This is a genomic window from Veillonella nakazawae (assembly GCF_013393365.1).
GTDB classification, from domain to species: Bacteria; Bacillota; Negativicutes; order Veillonellales; family Veillonellaceae; genus Veillonella; species Veillonella nakazawae.
On the sequence record NZ_AP022321.1, the window covers coordinates 1564013 to 1581653 of the forward strand.

19 protein-coding genes are annotated in these 17641 nt (G+C 40.4%); all 19 read right to left on the bottom strand.

Annotated elements, in window-relative coordinates; translation table 11 throughout:
- Nucleotides 1–15 precede the first annotated feature (15 nt).
- Nucleotides 16–801 carry a YlmH family RNA-binding protein gene (locus VEIT17_RS07085; RefSeq protein WP_005385583.1) on the bottom strand — a complete coding sequence of 262 codons (786 nt, stop codon included), beginning with the start codon at nucleotides 799–801 and terminating at the stop codon, nucleotides 16–18.
- A 2-nt stretch (nucleotides 802–803) separates the two neighbouring features.
- Nucleotides 804–1598 carry a pyrroline-5-carboxylate reductase gene (gene proC, locus VEIT17_RS07090; protein WP_156719957.1) on the bottom strand — a complete coding sequence of 265 codons (795 nt, stop codon included), beginning with the start codon at nucleotides 1596–1598 and terminating at the stop codon, nucleotides 804–806.
- 26 nt (nucleotides 1599–1624) lie between these two features.
- Complete coding sequence (locus VEIT17_RS07095; protein WP_105089674.1) at nucleotides 1625–2122, bottom strand: cell division protein SepF; 498 nt, start codon at nucleotides 2120–2122, stop codon at nucleotides 1625–1627.
- Nucleotides 2123–2173: 51 nt separating this feature from the next.
- Nucleotides 2174–2860: a YggS family pyridoxal phosphate-dependent enzyme gene (locus VEIT17_RS07100; RefSeq protein ID WP_178885446.1), complete on the bottom strand. Its 687-nt coding sequence runs from the start codon at nucleotides 2858–2860 to the stop codon at nucleotides 2174–2176.
- 129 nt (nucleotides 2861–2989) lie between these two features.
- Nucleotides 2990–3844, bottom strand: a complete 855-nt coding sequence (gene pgeF / locus VEIT17_RS07105; RefSeq protein ID WP_178885448.1) for a peptidoglycan editing factor PgeF — start codon at nucleotides 3842–3844, stop codon at nucleotides 2990–2992.
- A gap of 9 nt (nucleotides 3845–3853) precedes the next feature.
- Nucleotides 3854–5581 carry a radical SAM protein gene (locus VEIT17_RS07110; RefSeq protein ID WP_178885450.1) on the bottom strand — a complete coding sequence of 576 codons (1728 nt, stop codon included), beginning with the start codon at nucleotides 5579–5581 and terminating at the stop codon, nucleotides 3854–3856.
- A 62-nt stretch (nucleotides 5582–5643) separates the two neighbouring features.
- Nucleotides 5644–6363 carry a DUF421 domain-containing protein gene (locus VEIT17_RS07115; protein ID WP_178885452.1) on the bottom strand — a complete coding sequence of 240 codons (720 nt, stop codon included), beginning with the start codon at nucleotides 6361–6363 and terminating at the stop codon, nucleotides 5644–5646.
- A gap of 12 nt (nucleotides 6364–6375) precedes the next feature.
- Nucleotides 6376–6837, bottom strand: a complete 462-nt coding sequence (locus VEIT17_RS07120; protein WP_105094164.1) for a DUF3290 family protein — start codon at nucleotides 6835–6837, stop codon at nucleotides 6376–6378.
- Between the two features lie 123 nt (nucleotides 6838–6960).
- Nucleotides 6961–7470: a hypothetical protein gene (locus VEIT17_RS07125; RefSeq protein WP_005380336.1), complete on the bottom strand. Its 510-nt coding sequence runs from the start codon at nucleotides 7468–7470 to the stop codon at nucleotides 6961–6963.
- A 144-nt stretch (nucleotides 7471–7614) separates the two neighbouring features.
- On the bottom strand, nucleotides 7615–8622 hold the full coding sequence (ilvC, locus tag VEIT17_RS07130; RefSeq protein WP_005385566.1) for a ketol-acid reductoisomerase: 1008 nt from the start codon (nucleotides 8620–8622) through the stop codon (nucleotides 7615–7617).
- Between the two features lie 184 nt (nucleotides 8623–8806).
- Nucleotides 8807–9592, bottom strand: a complete 786-nt coding sequence (locus VEIT17_RS07135) for an ABC transporter ATP-binding protein (protein ID WP_178885454.1) — start codon at nucleotides 9590–9592, stop codon at nucleotides 8807–8809.
- 11 nt (nucleotides 9593–9603) lie between these two features.
- Nucleotides 9604–10092, bottom strand: a complete 489-nt coding sequence (gene ilvN / locus VEIT17_RS07140; protein WP_060924499.1) for an acetolactate synthase small subunit — start codon at nucleotides 10090–10092, stop codon at nucleotides 9604–9606.
- Nucleotides 10092–11801, bottom strand: a complete 1710-nt coding sequence (gene ilvB / locus VEIT17_RS07145) for a biosynthetic-type acetolactate synthase large subunit (RefSeq protein ID WP_178885456.1) — start codon at nucleotides 11799–11801, stop codon at nucleotides 10092–10094. The genes ilvN and ilvB overlap by 1 nt, the downstream gene beginning before the upstream one ends.
- Nucleotides 11802–11819: 18 nt before the next feature.
- Entirely contained in the window at nucleotides 11820–13043 is a 1224-nt protein-coding gene (gene ilvA, locus VEIT17_RS07150) for a threonine ammonia-lyase (RefSeq protein ID WP_178885458.1), read from the bottom strand.
- 41 nt (nucleotides 13044–13084) lie between these two features.
- On the bottom strand, nucleotides 13085–14755 hold the full coding sequence (ilvD, locus tag VEIT17_RS07155; protein ID WP_039969000.1) for a dihydroxy-acid dehydratase: 1671 nt from the start codon (nucleotides 14753–14755) through the stop codon (nucleotides 13085–13087).
- 192 nt (nucleotides 14756–14947) lie between these two features.
- The gene (locus VEIT17_RS09875; RefSeq protein WP_267471744.1) at nucleotides 14948–15079 is read right to left on the bottom strand and encodes a hypothetical protein; all 132 of its coding nucleotides are present in this window, start codon (nucleotides 15077–15079) and stop codon (nucleotides 14948–14950) included.
- Between the two features lie 237 nt (nucleotides 15080–15316).
- Complete coding sequence (locus VEIT17_RS07160) at nucleotides 15317–16720, bottom strand: DASS family sodium-coupled anion symporter (protein WP_178885459.1); 1404 nt, start codon at nucleotides 16718–16720, stop codon at nucleotides 15317–15319.
- Between the two features lie 89 nt (nucleotides 16721–16809).
- Nucleotides 16810–17253 (bottom strand): cupin domain-containing protein, encoded by a 444-nt coding sequence (locus VEIT17_RS07165; RefSeq protein WP_178885461.1) that lies wholly within the window; start codon nucleotides 17251–17253, stop codon nucleotides 16810–16812.
- A 66-nt stretch (nucleotides 17254–17319) separates the two neighbouring features.
- Nucleotides 17320–17628 (bottom strand): heavy-metal-associated domain-containing protein, encoded by a 309-nt coding sequence (locus VEIT17_RS07170; protein WP_129823903.1) that lies wholly within the window; start codon nucleotides 17626–17628, stop codon nucleotides 17320–17322.
- Nucleotides 17629–17641 lie beyond the last annotated feature (13 nt).

Below are 17641 nucleotides of genomic sequence, written 5' to 3' on the forward strand. Positions count from 1 at the left end.
CCGATTTTCAATTGCCTACATGAATCGTTTCAGATATACGCCGATACGCCCCTTACGAGATGTACCTGTAATGGCTTCTACCTTCATTCGGCCACGACCACGCATAGAGATTACATCCCCTTCTTTAACTTCTTGGGATGCACCCTTAGCTGGTTGCCAGTTTACTTGCAATAATCCTGCATTTATAGCACTTACCAATTTAGTACGAGACACGCTAAAACCAGAACTTGCCACCGCATCTAAGCGCAAAGAAGCAACTGTAGTGCGGACTTCTTTAATTTTTTCTTCTTTTGGTGCAATATCTGATAGGTCAATAGCCTCTACAGATACAGAAACCATAGCAATTTTTGTGAAGTTTTGAATCACAAAGTCTGCTACGCTTTCATCTACCAAAATTTGAGCGCCCCCTTGTTGAACGATAACGTCACCAAATTTGGAGCGATCGATTCCAAGGCCCATCAAGGAACCCAGCACATCGCGATGGGTAAGCAATCGGAACCGTGGGTCCCAATTTACCTTAAGGGCGCGAATACCCATATCCACAGTACCATTAAAGTCGCTATCTACAAAGGCGATGCGGATACGTTCCGCCCCTTCATAGCCACCGTCTGTCTTAACGATAAGCTGTGGGTAGTTAGCCTTGATTGCGTCTGCAATGACAAGGCCTGCAGGGCTCGTAAAGTCCGCCACGCGGTACGGGCGACCTTTTACAACCTGCTCAGCCAAGTCTAGCATGCGGCGAGCTTCCTCACCACTGCCACTGGCTTCAAAATATCGTATTAATTTACTAGTATCTGCCAAAATTATTTCCCCAATTCATTCGACCGAGCAAGACATGCTACTACGCCGTCTTGGAGAGCACTGCGAAGTCCACCTTTTTCCATGGCACCAATACCGGCAATGGTCGTGCCACCTGGACTTGTTACTTGATCTCGTAATACTGCTGGATGATTGCCACTTTCAAGAGCCATCTTGCCTGCACCGTACATCGTTTGAGCCGCTGCCTTGATTGCCAAGTGACGAGGCAATCCGATGCGAACGCCCGCATCAGCTAACGCATCAAGAATGACGAACATATAACCAGGGCCCGCACCAGATAGTGCACCTAAGCGATCTAAATCAGCTTCGCTTACCACGGCCACTTCGCCGACAGCCTCAAACAAGGCTTGAACATCACGACCAAGGTCTGTATGTACATCATCCCCTGCAAGAGCCGTCATACCTGCACCGATAGAAGCCGGTGTATTCGGCATAGCTCTAAACCAGTTAGCTTGCGGAATCGCTGCATCTAGAGTATCTAAGGTGATACCTGCAGCAACGGAAATCATAACAGTCCCATAAGGTACTTCTTTTAACGTCTCTAATACAGATGGTAACACTTGTGGTTTTACAGCCAAGAGAATAGTATTGTACTCATGCACATTAGGCATAGTCGTAAAACCTACTACACCAAGCTCCTCTGTAAGAGCCTTACATTGTTCTTCGCGACGTACTAGAATGTGCGTATCACTTGCTTTCAACACGCCATGCTGTAATGCACCGCGCAATAAAGCGCCCCCCATCGAGCCAACGCCAATACATAAGGTTTTACCTAACATCGTTGTCACCACCGTTTATAGAGAAATTATTTGTTTTCCCAAGCGTATTCGTTTTGCTCAGTTTTGTTACTTTCATTATCAGAATAATCAATGGAAATATTTACAGGTACGCACATGAAAATGTCCTTACCCACCTTTTCCAATTTACCATCCAATGCAAAAGTCGCACCAGATACGAAGTCCACAATACGAGCTGCTTCATGAGGATCTGTATTTTCAAAGTTAATCAATACAGGACGCATGTCGCGCAATTGATGTGTAATATTTTCAGAGTCTTCAAATACTTTTGGTTCAATTACAACTACTTTCATAGCTGTTGGACGTTGTGTCATCGTAGATTGGCCTCCTACCTTGCGTGGATGAAATTCAGATGCACCGGATACTGGAGCTACTGGAGCTACTGGTGTAGGTTCCGCTTCATATTCCTCTTCATCTTCATAGTCATAATCATCATATTCATAGTCATCATCATTTTTGCCTAAGAATAAGTTTTTTGCTTTGTCTAAATAATCTCCCAATGCCATTTGGATTTCCTCCTAATACTTAACGCTATCGATTATCAGGCAACCCAAGCCTTAATCATACACACGTTCCCCAAAAATTGCTGTGCCTACACGAACGATGTTAGCCCCTTCTTCTAAAGCGACTTCAAAGTCGTGAGTCATCCCCATAGATAAATATTGAATCTGCCCCTCTTCAAAGTAGCCCTTCATATCCTCATACAAGGCGTTTGCTACGCGGAAGATTGGACGTGCTTCCTCTGGATCGTCGAAAAATGGCGCCATACACATCAAGCCCCGTACACGTACATGAGGCAATGTCTTTGCATAGTCTCGTATTTCTGGAAACTCTTCAACAGTCATACCTGTTTTGGAGGCTTCTCGAGCCACGTTGACTTGCAACAATACGTCTTGCACTTTGTCGTGCTTTGTAGCGACCTTTTCGATTTCATCTAATAGTTTACGGCTGTCTACAGAATGAATTAAATCAAACATAGGCACCGCTTGACGCACCTTGTTGACCTGTAAATGACCAATCAAGTGCCATGTTAATGCTGGACCTTTATAGGTGAGCTGTTTTTCTTTAGCCTCTTGTACTCGATTTTCCCCCACATGAGTAACACCGAGACGTGCGACCTCTTCCACCGCTGATACAGGGTGGTTCTTAGTAACAGCTACTAATAATGCTGTATCTACGCGACCAACGCGCGCCATAGCATCTGCCATGCGCTGCTGTATAGCGTGTAGGGATTCTTCAATCATGTGATTCCCCTTCATCTATATTTAAAAACCATAAAATATATTTGTATAGACTATTCTATTATATAGTATTTAGTATTGATTGTACATCATTTAGGTCTTATAAAGCGCATAAATCCATGTATGTATATACTACCGTTCTTGTAGCATACCAAATAAAGCCATGCGACCTGTTTTACCAGATTCTCGACGATAGGAATAACAATCTCTAGATGTTACTGTATCAGTACCGCCAATAGCGATATTTTCTTTAGGCACACCATTCACCATAAGTCCTTCGGCGATAAAGTTCCATAAGTTGATATAGGCTTTATCTAGTTTATCACCTGGATAGTTTACAATATCAGCCACACTACGGTCGGTCATACCACGCCAAGCTAATTCAAAACGTTTCCCTAACTCTACATCGACTTCAAAGGATTCTGGCCCAATGCTAGGTCCAAGATAGATATAACAATCTTTGAACTCCGTACCATAAGCTTCTTTCATAGCCTCAATAGTAAGAACTGGCAAATGTCCTATCGCTCCGCGCCAGCCTGCATGTACCGTAGCGATAGCGTGATGGTTAGCATCATAAATACCTACAGCTACACAATCAGCAGTAAATAAAAATAGCGGTACATTGGGTAATTTTGTAAATACCGCATCACAGTCATCGATAGCTGTATCCTCTCCAAAGGCTCCAGCACCAACGAGATCTTCTTTGATTTCTACAGCTTTTAAACCATGTACTTGATTACCACAAGAGATTCGCTCTGGTTCAACACCTAAATATTCAGCAATAATAGCACGGTTTTCACGAACATACTTAGGCTCATCCCCTACGTGAAATGCTAAATTTAGTGATTTATAGGGCTCTTGAGATACACCACCATGACGGTACGTATCACCTATTGTAATAGGAAAACGATCTGCCCAATTAGGAGTTTCATAAGACCAAGTACCATGAGGTCCTTTAATATCTATACGTTTTACAGATTGATTCATAAGTGCCTCCTATTTACATACACCACATCGCTTACAACCTTGTACACATGGCGGTGTATACGCTTCATCCACAGAGCGTTTCCATTCCATTTCAAGATATCCATCGTCCATCCCCATGTCGAGGTGACTCCATGGTAAAAATTCATCAAAGCTGCGTTCACGATAGTTCATCTCGTCCATATCTAGGCCTGCTGCCTTCATTTCAGCCTTGAAGGACTTACTGCCACGATCTGCTGCACATGCCGCAAGAACAGCACCAAGACGGCGATCACCACGAGCTAGTACACCTTGGATATATGCCTCTTTAGGTGATTCAACGAGCACCTCAATACGACGATTCTTTTGCAATGATTTTTTAATATATTGAAGTTTTTTCTCTACCGTTTTTTGATTATCCATAGCCATCCATTGGAATGGTGTAAAAGGCTTCGGAATAAATGGATTGATACTGAGCGTTAAACGACCTTTACAACCTACCTCGGCCATATGGGCTTGCGTCCGTTCTGCCAGGCCTACAATTGCTTCAATATCCTCGTCAGTTTCCGTAGGCAACCCAATCATAATGTAAAGTCGCATATGTTGGATACCAGACTTAGCTGATAAAGTGGCAGCATTTTGTAAATGCTCTTCGCTAATGCCCTTATTAATTACGCGCCGCAATCGTTCACTGCCCGTTTCTGGCGCAATGGTAATCGTCTTTTGCCCACTATCTGCCAAGCCATCTACAACGGCTTGTGTTAAGGAGTCTGCACGCAAGGATGCGCAAGAATAACGCATATCTTTTGAACGAATATAAGTAACTAACTCATCTACCTCTGGATAATCAGAAATAGCGGCCCCCATAAGGCCTACCTTTTTACCTAATTTCTCTGCTCTATCTACGCCTTCTTTTAATATTTCTAAAGGTCGTACGCGCGGTACACGGAAACAATAGCCGGCCATACAGAATCGACAATGCCGTCCACAACCACGTGCAACCTCGATGATGTACATAGCGCCAAATTCTGTATAGTTTGTTGCTACTACGGTTTCGCCGCCACTAGTGAGCATTTCAAAGTGGCGTTTAATCGTTTTTGGTGCGCCTTCAGCAATATCGTAACCTTTAAATTCGCCGTCGTCGCTGTAAATTGGCACGTACAAAGATGGTATATACACGCCAGATACATTCGCTAATTGACGCAAAATAGCATGTCGATCTAGGCCCTCCATTTTGCCATCGCGAATGATATCTAGAACGCGACTAACGATGCCTTCCCCTTCACCGATGATGAAAGCATCGATAAAGTCCGCAAAAGGCTCTGGATTAAATGTAGCACATGGGCCACCGGCAATAACGATAGGATCAAATTCTGTGCGGTCTTTCCCCATAATAGGTACGCGTCCATGACGTAACATCAACGGAATATGGAAATAGTCCATTTCAAAGGTCACGTCAAAGGCCACTACATCAAATTGATGCATAGGCCGCTGTGTTTCAACACTCATCAACGGTGTCTTAGTCTTATCGTATGCTTCTAATTCCTTTTTCTCAGGCAAGAAGATACGTTCACATACGCTATCATTACGTAAGTTGATTTCCTCATAAATAATGTGGAGACCAAGATTACTCATGCCTACAAAATATGTATTGGGATAGACGATTGCTACCTTCTGCCCTGCATGAGGATTTACAGTAATCCGACTATCTTCGTCTTTATATAATGCTTGTAATCGATCAATTAAATCTTTACGATTCACTAGTTCCCTTTCTATATAAGCCCACTATGAATAGTGGGCTTAAAAATACTACATATTAGATTTTAAAATTTAGATTTCAATGTATTTTTAGTAGAAATAGTTTTAGTTTTTAAAGCACTTACAATTTGAGGACGATGTTTTCTTTTATACGGATAGATGACTACCTCACCATCTTTGTATTCAGCAATATATACATCTTTTATTTTATACCCTTGCTTTTCAACCTCTTCTTCAAGCCACTCTTCTTCTTTTTCAATTACAGCTAATGTAAAATGGTTAATTTGACCATCATCAATAAGGTCAAATTTAATATTCTCATCACTAAATTGAACTACGCTGAGCTGACCATTTTGCTCCAATACAGCACGCTTAACATCCGTAACATATTGAACACCTGCTGTACGAAGCTTTAACTTAAGCTCCGCCGCTTGAATGCCATAACGCATACATTCTTCTGTTAAGATATGACCTTTTTCAATAACAATTACAGGATGTCCATCCAAAATAGTTTTAAAGAATCGGAGATTTCCTTTTAAGAACTTAAGCGTCATTACAAGTATAGTCCATAAAATGAGGACTAACATAAACTGTAAAATACCGATTTGGTCATTGTAAATAATGGCACCGATAATACCACCAAGTACATAGTTTTGTAATTGGTCCAAAGCAGAGGTTGGCGCTAAGTTGCCCTTCCCCATTAAGTTGATTTGTAAGATAATCGCCAAGAGACCGATGGCGAGTTTGGCAAAGACCATCCCATAGACGGCCATAGCTTCTGTCATTTACGTTCCTCCTTATGGTAATACGTCCGCTTTATCATGAATACGATCTGTTGGGCTCATCTTATACACACGAGTAATTGTATAGGTTGTAAATTCTGGATTAAACTGAACCTCATAATAATCATCGCTTACCTTTAAAATCATACCATTGCGAATTTTTAAGGAGTTAACCGCTAATTGCTCACTTGGTACAGAACGATCAGCACTAAAAGAATGTAAAAATTGAGCCATACGAGAAGAGTCTTCAGAGTATGTTTTCATTCGGTTATATTCTTGATACTCCAGTCCTAAGAAAAACACTACAACTAAAGACAAAATAACCAATAAATCACGATAGCGATTAGTAAAACCATTTCGCAATACCTGTACACCTAGAACAAGCAGTGCTAAAAGAATGGCAACAAAAACGATAAAGCCCCATGTTTGGCCTGTCACAGCCTGACTTTCAACATAGGCCAACGTGTAAAAATCCATATTGTTCTCCTTTCATATATTATTCTTTATTATATCACAAATAAATATGCTAATAACCAACAACGACTTATAAAAAATAGAGCTACCACAACGATAGCTCTATTAAACAGTTTCTATACTAATTTATTTACATTCACGGTACACGATGATATAAGCATGGGTATTCGCTGTAAAACCAGATTCTAATTCTAGTTCAACTTCTAAAACGGCATCGTCAACGTCACCTTTATAATACGCCTTACGTTGTTCCGCGGAATAGAAATACATAGCCGCATTATATTCATTACCTGCTTGTACAGGAATTGTGATGGTAACAGGCTGTGTTTCAACATTCTTTGTTTTAGTACCCACATTATCCGTCGTGTAATATACGGATTCAATGGTATGTTCTCCTGGTGTTAATGCCACAATGACTTGACCATATTGACCAGTTTTATGATCAATAGTAGAAAGGTCCTTACCATCAACCTTTACAGATTTACCATAAATATGAAGAATCGCTTTATTAGCATTCTCTTGTACAAATTGTTGTTCACCGGCTTGTCGTTTTTTATTGAACTTCATAAATACGGCAAATAAAATGGCCCAAATGACTGCAACCGCCACGATGATAATAATAGTTGTAGAACTCATAGTATCTCTCCTTATACCAAAATATACTACACTGACTCTACGTTAACTATATCATACGTACTTGTATTACTCAATAAAAAGCGACCCCAAATGGGGTCGCTTTCAGTAAGCCTATGCTTATTAAGAAATTACTAATGCAATCTCTTATTTCAACCAGCTCATCAAGTTGCGAAGTTCTGCACCAACTGGTTCGATTGGATGGTTAGCAGCTGCTTCACGATGTTCTTTAAGGAATTTTTGACCATTTTTGGAATCAGCCAAGAATTCGTCAGCGAATTTACCAGATTGGATATCAGCCAAGATTTGTTCCATAGCTTTTTTAGTATCTGCAGTAATTACGCGAGGACCTGCATGGTAGTCACCATATTCAGCTGTGTTGGAAATGGAGTGGCGCATTTTTTGGAAGCCACCTTCGTAGATAAGGTCTACAATCAATTTCATTTCATGCAAGCATTCGAAGTAAGCGTTTACAGGTTCATAACCAGCTTCTGTTAATACTTCGAAACCAGTTTTGATCAATTCAGTAACACCACCGCACAATACAGCTTGTTCACCGAAGAGGTCAGTTTCAGTTTCAGATTTGAAGTTAGTTTCCAAGATACCGGAACGTCCACCACCGATACCAGAAGCCCATGCTAATGCAACTTCTTCAGTATCACCAGATGGATCTTTTTCTACAGCGTACAAGCAAGGAACACCGGAGCCTTCTTGGTATGTACGACGTACTAAATGACCAGGACCTTTAGGAGCTACCATGAATACGTTGATGTCTTCACGAGGTACGATTTTACCGAAGTGAATGTTGAAGCCGTGAGCAAATGCCAAGTATGCACCTTGTTTTAAGTTAGGAGCGATATCTTGTGCATATACGTCTGCTTGTAATTCGTCTGGAATCAATACCATAACGATGTCAGCACCTTTAACTGCTTCTGCAGTTTCTTTAACTGTAAGGCCTGCTTCTTCAGCGACTTTCCAGCTAGAAGAACCACCACGAAGACCAATTGTTACGTCCATACCATTTTCTTTTAAGTTCAATGCATGCGCATGACCTTGAGAACCGTAACCTAAAACTGTAATTTTTTTGCCTTCCAATTTGCTCAAATTACAATCTGCATCATAATAAACTGTAGTACCTAAAATTTTACCTGCCATACTAGACAACCTCCAAAATATATTCAATAGAATATTTAATATATATACTGTACACAATCTCACAAATAAATGCAAGATTTGTAGTGTATATCGTAATTTATCGAATAGTCAAATAGACTAATCTACAACTTAAATATGTACCCTTTTTGTATTAAGAAAAAATGAATTATCCCAATTTTAGCTCTTACTTAACTATAATCCATGGGCGATTTTTCTCCCATACAACGGATACATCAATACCGAATACATCGCTTAGAATTTCATCGGTTAAGATGTCCTGTTTCTTGCCTTTATACACAATGAGACCATCTTTAATAATAGCTACATGTGTAATACTTGGCATAATCTCTTCAATTTGATGAGCTACATAAATAAAAGGCTTATGCTCCTCTCGTGCCATATTCTCAACAGTTCTTAAGAATTGCTCACGAGCAGGCAAATCAAGTCCAGAACAAGGCTCATCTAAAATGAGTAAATCTGGATTAGCCATAATAGCCCGTGCTAGTAAAACACGGCGCTGTTCACCAGCAGATAGTGTATGAAATCTATGGCCTTCCAAATAGGACAAACCAAACTCAGACAATAATTGCAGTCCTCGTTCACGTACTTCAGGCTCTACCTGTTGATAAATACCAATACTATTAAAAGCACCAGAAATAACAACATCTTCTACGACTTGTTTATCCAAGGTGGACTGGAATTGTCCAAGCGCCGAACTAACAAAGCCTAATCGGGCCTTGATCTTAGGCCATGCATATTTGCCAAATTCATGACCAAATACGCGTAATAATCCTGTTGTAGGAATTTGGTAAGCTGGAATCATGCTGAGCATCGTCGATTTACCAGCCCCATTGAGACCTAATAAGGCCCAATTCTCTCCTTCTTCAACATGCCAATTAATGCCTTTTAAAATTTCGCGGCCTTCACGACGAAACTTGACGTCTTCATAATGGAGTAATTCACTACTCACACAACCATCTCCTAAATCTTTTCTCCACGGCTCATTGCGGTAATGCCAGTTTTGGCAATTTCAAGGACACCATAAGTTTCCATAATTTGAATGAAACCGCGTAATTTTTCTACGCTACCAATTACTTCAATAATCATAGAAGTAGGAGAAATATCAAGCACATTGCCACGATATACATCGGCAATTTGTACAATTTGAGAGCGTGTTGCAGCAGTTGCTTTTACCTTGATAAGCATTAACTCACGGCATACCACATCATGATCTTCAAAAACTTTAACCTTTACAACATCAATGAGCTTGTAAATTTGTTTTTGAATTTGGTCTAAGATGCGATCATCTGCCTCAACGGTGAGGGTAATACGAGCGTAGCCTGGTGTATTTGTAATACCAGATGTCATCTTTGTAACATTAAAACCACGACGGTTAAAGAGTGCCAATATACGTGCACCAATGCCTGCTGTATTTTTTGCAATTACTAAGACTTGATGTTCTTTCGCCATTATAGCACCCCTTTCTTGCCCATCATACCACTTACGGTACCGCCAGCTGGAATCATCGGCAATACATTATCTTCTCTTGCTACACGACAATCCAAGATGATACTTTCATCAGATGTAATGAAAGATTTAAATTCTTTATTGAAATCATCTACATTATCGATACGAGCAGCTTTCAAATCAAAGGCATCTGCCAATTTCAAGAAGTCTGGACTCACTTCCAAATCTACATAGGAATAACGGTGGTCATTAAAGATTTGTTGCCATTGACGAACCATGCCAAGGTAACCATTATTAATGATAACAATCTTAATTGGTAAATTATATTGGCGAACCATCATGAGCTCTTCGAAGGTCATTTGGAATCCACCATCACCAACAACAAGGATAACTTGTTTATGAGGTGCCCCCACTTGAGCCCCGATTGCAGCTGGTAAACCATAGCCCATGGTACCTGCACCACCAGATGTAACAATGGTATGAGGTTTTTTATGAGTTAAGAATTGAGCCGCCCACATTTGATGTTGGCCTACGTCAGTTACAATAACGGCATCCTCTTTGGCAATCTTGTTAAGTTCAGATAATACGTATTGTGGATGTAATACACCATCTTTAGATTCAGGAATTACCATAGGATATTCCGCTTGCCATTCACGAATTTGTCCGATCCACGCTTCATGAGTTGTAGGTTCTACAAGCGTATTAAGTTCAGATAAAACTCGCTTCAAGTCACCTACGATTGGTACGTTAATAGTAACGTTTTTATCAATTTCTGCTGGGTCGATATCGATATGAATGATTTTAGCTTTTTTACAGAAGAAATCTGGATGACCTGTAATGCGATCGTGGAAACGAATACCAGCTGCAATAACAAGGTCTGCTTCTTCTGTACTATTATTAGCCGCTACAGAGCCATGCATACCCACCATACCAAGAGCAAGCTCATGGTTACCTGGGAAACCACCAAGACCAACTAATGTATTTGTTACAGGAATTTGAGCCTTTTCTGCCAATTCCTTTAACTCATCCATAGCGCCAGATTTCAATACACCGGCACCGGCAATGATGAGCGGACGTTTCGCATTTTTAATGAGTGTAGCCGCTTTCTTAATTTGCCCTTGATGACCTTTATAGGTTGGATCATAACCTTCAAGATGGATAGGTACTTCATATAATTTATTGTATTCTGTCATGGATATTTTTTCTGTTTGAATATCCTTTGGAATATCAATAAGAACAGGTCCTGGACGACCTGTACTAGCAATAAAATACGCTTCTTTGATGATGCGAGGTAAATCGCGAATATCTTGAACAAGGTAGTTATGTTTTGTAATCGGCATGGTAATACCTTGGATATCTGCTTCTTGGAAGGAATCCTTACCAATAAACGGACGACCAACCTGACCAGTAATGGCCACCATAGGTACAGAATCCATGTAAGCAGTCATAATACCTGTAACAAGATTAGTTGCACCAGGACCGGACGTAGCGAGGCATACGCCTACTTTTCCAGATACGCGTGCATAACCATCTGCTGCATGGGCTGCACCTTGTTCATGACGAACAAAATAGTGTTTAATTTCAGGGAAGCTATAAATTTCATCATAAATTGGAATTACCGCGCCACCTGGATAACCGAACATGTCGGTTACACCAAGGCGATGCAATGTTTCAAGGACAATGCGTGCCCCATTGATTGTTTCTGCGCTCATAGGAACCCTTTCGACCAGCTATTCAGATAAAATCTCGCTGGAATTTAATCGTTTAATAATGTAACCATTATTTTTGAAAGTATCAATAATGTGTTTGATGTGTTCTTCACCATTTGTTTCTACAGTCACTTGCAATTCCACTTCATGGAAGCGGTCAAGGTTTTTAAACTGATTGTGATCAAGTTTAATAACGTTTGCATCCGCATCTGCAAGCATTTCAGATACAGCAACCAATTGACCTGGTTTATCTGGAAGGTTGACAGAGAAAGTGAAGATACGACCACGCAATACGAGACCTTTATTGATCATAGAAGAAATAGTAAGTACGTCGATATTACCACCACTAACAATGGCTACTGCCTTTTTGCCTTTACAGTCTAATTTTTTTAGACCTGCTAATGGTAAAATACCAGAGTTTTCTGCTACTAACTTATGTTTTTCTACAAGCAACAAAAATGCTTCCATCAATTCATAATCAGAGACAGTAACAATTTCATCTACATATTTCTTAATATATGCTAATGTAGTTTCGCCGATTTGACGTACAGCTGTACCATCTGCGATAGTTGCCACCTCACTAAGTGGTACAGGATGATCTTCTTTTAACGCAGCTATTGCACTAGCTGCACCTTCAGGTTCTACACCAATAATTTTAATGCTAGGATTTTTTAATTTCGCCGCAGCTGCGATACCAGAAACAATACCGCCACCACCAACAGGAACTAGCAATACATCCGCATCAGGCAATTCCTCAAGAACTTCTAATGCAATTGTACCTTGCCCTTCGATAACATCTTCGTCATCAAAAGGATGGACGAACACATAGCCGTGCTCTTGTTGTAATTCCATCGCTTTTTGGTAAGCTTCATCATAAATCTCACCATGTAGAACGACTTCGGCACCATATTGTTTTGTAGCATTAACCTTGATGAGAGGTGTATGTTTTGGCATAACGATTGTCGCTTTAATGCCTAGACGTTTTGCAGCAAGCGCTACACCTTGTGCATGGTTGCCGGCAGACGCGGCAATAACGCCGCGTGCCTTTTCTTCTTCTGTTAATTTTGCAATTTTATTATATGCACCACGAACCTTAAAGGAACCTGTTATTTGCAAATTTTCTGGCTTGATATATACATCATTGCCACACTCGTCAGAGAACACATCACTATGAAGCAATTTTGTTTTCACCGTGATTGTGCTTAATCGCTCACGAGCCTCCATAAAATCATACAACTTATGCATGTACTCTATCTCCTCTAGTTAGTATTAATGAAAATCTACTATTAGTCTTCAAATACTTCGATAGCACCTTGTGCTGCAGAGGATACATGAAGAGCGTATTTTTTAAGGTATCCAGTTACATTGGATTTGAATGGTTTCAATGCGGCTTTACGACGAGCGATTTCTTCATCAGATACAGCCAATTCCAATTTACCGTTTGGAATATCGATGTTGATAATGTCACCATCTTCAACAACAGCGATTGTGCCACCAGCCGCAGCTTCTGGAGATACGTGACCAATGGATGCACCACGTGTAGCACCAGAGAAACGACCATCAGTCAACAAGGCTACGTCTTTATCAAGACCCATACCTGCGATCATGGATGTTGGTGTTAACATTTCACGCATGCCAGGGCCTCCTTTAGGACCTTCGTAACGGATAACTACCACATCACCTTTTACGATTTTACCGCCTGTAATAGCTTCAACAGCTTCTTCTTCGCTGTTGAATACCTTTGCTGGACCAGAGTGAACAAGCATATCTTCATCTACGGCACCTGCTTTTACAACGGAACCGTCTACAGCAAGGTTACCTTTAAGAACGGCAATACCACCTGTTTCATGAACAGGATTATTCCAAGGATGAATAACGTCTTCATCAGTTACATGAGCTACCGCTGCAATTTCACCTTGTGTTTTAAGAGCTACAGTTTTGCAATCTGTATGCAAACGACCATTTTCTGCTAAACGTTTCAACACAGCAGATACGCCGCCTGCAGCATACAAGTCTTCGATGAAGTATTTACCAGATGGAGAAAGTTTGGACAATTGAGGTGTGTTTTGTGCAATGCGATCGAAGTCGTCCAAGGACAATGGTACACCTGCTTCGTGAGCGATAGCTGGCAAATGAAGTGCTGTATTAGAGGAACCACCCAAAGCCATATCTAGAGCTACTGCATTTTCAAAAGCTTCGCGTGTCATAATGTCTTTAGGACGAAGGTTTGCTTTCAATACCTCTACTGCTTGCATACCTGCTAATTTAGCAAGACGTAAACGTTCAGAGTATACTGCTGGAATTGTACCATTACCAGGAAGGCCCATACCAAGAGCTTCTGTTAAGCAGTTCATTGTATTAGCTGTGTACATACCAGAGCAAGAACCACATGTAGGACATGCGGTATTTTCGATTTCAGCTAACTCAGCATCACCCATTTCACCAGTTTGATGTTTACCTACTGCTTCGAATACATCAGACAAACCGATTTTTTTGCCATTATGTACGCCTGCAAGCATAGCACCACCAGATACGAATACGGATGGAATATTTAGACGAGCTGCAGCTATCAACATACCAGGTACTACTTTATCGCAGTTTGGAATGAATACCATAGCATCAAATGGTGTTGCCATAGCAGTTGCTTCGATGGAATCAGCGATGATATTACGAGTTACCAAGGAGTATTTCATACCGATGTGGTTCATCGCCAAGCCGTCACAAATACCAATTGTATTGAACTCGATTGGCACACCACCTGCGTTGCGAATGCCGTCTTTTACGGCTTGTACAATATTTTTCAAGCCCACGTGACCAGGGATAATTTCGTTGAAAGAGTTCGCAATACCAATGACTGGTCTGCCCATTTCTTCATCAACAAAACCAAGAGCTTTTAGCAAAGATCTGTGTGGTGCACGTGCTACGCCTGTTTTTAAATTGTCACTTCTACAACTCATGTTAATCTCCTCACTTTTCTTGAAAGCATCCACTTGGATACTTTTCAACTTAATAAAAAAAGACGATTCTTATGAATCGTCTTAAAAGTTTACAAATGATATTCCTTTTGTTTACAGAATTCCTATGTACATAAACGACCTATGTATCCCTTGGAATAAATACACATAAGAAACAAACCGTATAGTCAAATCTTATTGATTGTATATTAAACCATTCGTGGAACCTTTAAGACAAAAACGTGTTAAGTTGTTGTTCATAATTCGAATGTCTTTAATAATCACGACGAGCGCGATAATCAACAAGCTAATGACTAAACCCAACATGTTTCCTCCTAAAGTAATCTGTAATCATAAAATAATAATAACACTTTATATAATGTCGTGCAATAAATATTCTATAGATTTATCATATAAATTTTTAAAGTTTACCATATATAAAAACTATAGCAATAACAATAATACACTACATATCTAATACACATAGAAAATAAATCGATAACAAACGCCTAAACAGGTAGCGCAAATAAAAAATCCCTCACTACTGTGAGGGATTTTTGAATATTATAGAATACCGAATAGCCACATGCCAAGGGTACCGCCCCAGAAATGAATTAAGAAGCTAACCACAGAAATAGCAAGACCTACACGCCACCATGTTCCTTGTGGTACATAACCAGCACCAAAGAAGATTGGTGTTACACCAGAACTATAATGTGTTAATGTACAGCCAGGGCTGTTCATCAAACCAAAGAGCAAGATGGTAAATGGAATTGGTGCGCCCATTGCTACCAAGATAGCTGCAAAGGCGGAGAATAATGCTGTAATACGCGCTGTACCACTGGCAAAGAAATATTGAGAGTATACAAAGGTTGCAGAGATAATGAAGGATGCCCAGAACCAATCAATACCTACAAGATGTTGACTTACAAAATCAGCAAATACTGCAACAACACCGAGCTTGCCAAGTAAACCAGCCATACCAACGAGGGTACCCATCCAGATTAGAATATCCCAACCTGTGCGTTCACCTAGAATATCTTCCCAAGTAAGGGATCCTGTAACTACACACGCAAGTACGCCCATCATAGCAACTACAGTAGGATGTAACTTTGTCCAAATCGCTGTGGACCACAGCAAAATACAAAGTACAAAAATAATAGCCACTGAAATTTCAGCCTTTGTAATAGGACCTAGTATATCTAGCTCTTTTTGGGCCATTACCGCTGCTTGAGGTGTCTCCTTAATTTCAGGCGGATAGATTTTATAAATAAACCAAGGCATCAAAATCATGCAAATTACACCAGGGATTACACCTGCTTGGAACCATTCCCACCATGAAATATCATAGCCAAATAATTTTGCACCTAAGGATGTAATCAATAAGTTACCACTACAAGCAGTTAAGAAGATTGTTACAGTAATGGTGTTTATCGTATGAGCCGTAGTCATCAAGTACGCCCCAATACGACGTGCCGTACTACCATTTGGCTCAGAATCAAAGGCTAACGAAATGTTTTGTACGATTGGGAAAATAATACCGCCCCCACGCGCCGTATTTGATGGCGTGGCAGGAGAAATAATAAGATCTGTACAAGCCAATGCATAAGCTAGCTTTAAAGAACTAGTACCAAAGGAGCGAATCAAAGTATACGCGATACGCTTACCAAGGCCAGAATTAATAATGCCTCTAGAAAAGAATACAGCTGCTACGATAAGCCATACATTGGCTTCAGCGTAACCACCTAATGCTTGCACCATGGTAATAGAATTTGTTGCTACTGCCACAACAATACCAAAGAGTGCCATAATACCTGTTGGCCAAGGTCGTAAAATAAAACCTACAATTGTAGCCGTGAAGATAGCTAATAAATGCCATCCTTCAGGCTTAATCGCCTCCGTGTGAGGCAAGAACCAAATTACAAGTCCTACCAGTACCGTCAGTGCGGCGCGTGTAAAGGTATTCATAGAACCTCCCTATCAAACTACACATATCAACAGTTACTGTTGATTATAAAAAACTATATGGCGGTCATCACACATAACCGCCATATAAATTAGCAACTTTCCAAAAATTCTTTAATCTTTGGATTAGAGCACAATGTATCCATCTCTTCAGGGGTTAATAATTTTACCTTGTCCCGATCTTGGTTAACCAAACAAAGGAATCCGATATAATCTCCTTTATTAGCCCGGAATTGATGTATCGTTTTACCTGGAATTTCAATAAAATCACCAGCTTCTACATCATGGATTTCATCGCCTAATAAGACTTGACCCTTCCCGCGGAATATCATAACCATATGTGTATGTTCATGATATTCAAGCGTAGAATACCCACCTGGCAAGCATTCAAAATAGCGGAATTGGCATGGAATATCAAAGGCCCCATCGTATAAAACTTGACGTGTTACATCTTTAAAAGGGCTACCATCTTGTTTATATACCAAGGTATCGACGCCATCCCACTTGAAATTTTTAGCATCAAACTTGCGTATCATTTTATTACCTCTTTATGAAAAAAGGCTGCATCGAAACAGTGTTTCAATACAGCCCTATGGGTTCGATTATTTGAAGAAACGTTTCAATGTTCCTAGTAAACCATGACTATGTTCTTGTACACCATCTGCAACGCTTTCTACTTCAAAGCCTGTACGTTCAATAGCTTTTGTAATAACTTCAACAGATGCTTTTGCTGGATCAAAAGAAACAGTCGCTGTTTTCTCTGGCAAATTTACCTCTGCGCTCAAAACACCAGGTAAACCAAGGGATGCACCTTCAACAGTTTCTTTACAGTTATTGCACATCATACCAGGCACAGTAAATACCTTTGTTACAACACCATTATCTTCACCGCAACCACAATCTTTACACATAGTGATACCTCCT

Bases quoted from the DNA above. Each gene is read 5' to 3' on its own strand.
- proC (WP_156719957.1), bottom strand. From the start codon at position 1,598: ATGTTAGGTAAAACCTTATGTATTGGCGTTGGCTCGATGGGGGGCGCT.
- VEIT17_RS07095 (WP_105089674.1), bottom strand. From the start codon at position 2,122: ATGGCATTGGGAGATTATTTAGACAAAGCAAAAAACTTATTCTTAGGC.
- VEIT17_RS07100 (WP_178885446.1), bottom strand. From the start codon at position 2,860: ATGATTGAAGAATCCCTACACGCTATACAGCAGCGCATGGCAGATGCT.
- pgeF (WP_178885448.1), bottom strand. From the start codon at position 3,844: ATGAATCAATCTGTAAAACGTATAGATATTAAAGGACCTCATGGTACT.
- VEIT17_RS07115 (WP_178885452.1), bottom strand. From the start codon at position 6,363: ATGACAGAAGCTATGGCCGTCTATGGGATGGTCTTTGCCAAACTCGCC.
- VEIT17_RS07120 (WP_105094164.1), bottom strand. From the start codon at position 6,837: ATGGATTTTTACACGTTGGCCTATGTTGAAAGTCAGGCTGTGACAGGC.
- VEIT17_RS07125 (WP_005380336.1), bottom strand. From the start codon at position 7,470: ATGAGTTCTACAACTATTATTATCATCGTGGCGGTTGCAGTCATTTGG.
- ilvC (WP_005385566.1), bottom strand. From the start codon at position 8,622: ATGGCAGGTAAAATTTTAGGTACTACAGTTTATTATGATGCAGATTGT.
- ilvN (WP_060924499.1), bottom strand. From the start codon at position 10,092: ATGGCGAAAGAACATCAAGTCTTAGTAATTGCAAAAAATACAGCAGGC.
- ilvB (WP_178885456.1), bottom strand. From the start codon at position 11,801: ATGAGCGCAGAAACAATCAATGGGGCACGCATTGTCCTTGAAACATTG.
- ilvA (WP_178885458.1), bottom strand. From the start codon at position 13,043: ATGCATAAGTTGTATGATTTTATGGAGGCTCGTGAGCGATTAAGCACA.
- ilvD (WP_039969000.1), bottom strand. From the start codon at position 14,755: ATGAGTTGTAGAAGTGACAATTTAAAAACAGGCGTAGCACGTGCACCA.
- VEIT17_RS09875 (WP_267471744.1), bottom strand. From the start codon at position 15,079: ATGTTGGGTTTAGTCATTAGCTTGTTGATTATCGCGCTCGTCGTGATT.
- VEIT17_RS07160 (WP_178885459.1), bottom strand. From the start codon at position 16,720: ATGAATACCTTTACACGCGCCGCACTGACGGTACTGGTAGGACTTGTA.
- VEIT17_RS07165 (WP_178885461.1), bottom strand. From the start codon at position 17,253: ATGATACGCAAGTTTGATGCTAAAAATTTCAAGTGGGATGGCGTCGAT.
- VEIT17_RS07170 (WP_129823903.1), bottom strand. From the start codon at position 17,628: ATGTGTAAAGATTGTGGTTGCGGTGAAGATAATGGTGTTGTAACAAAG.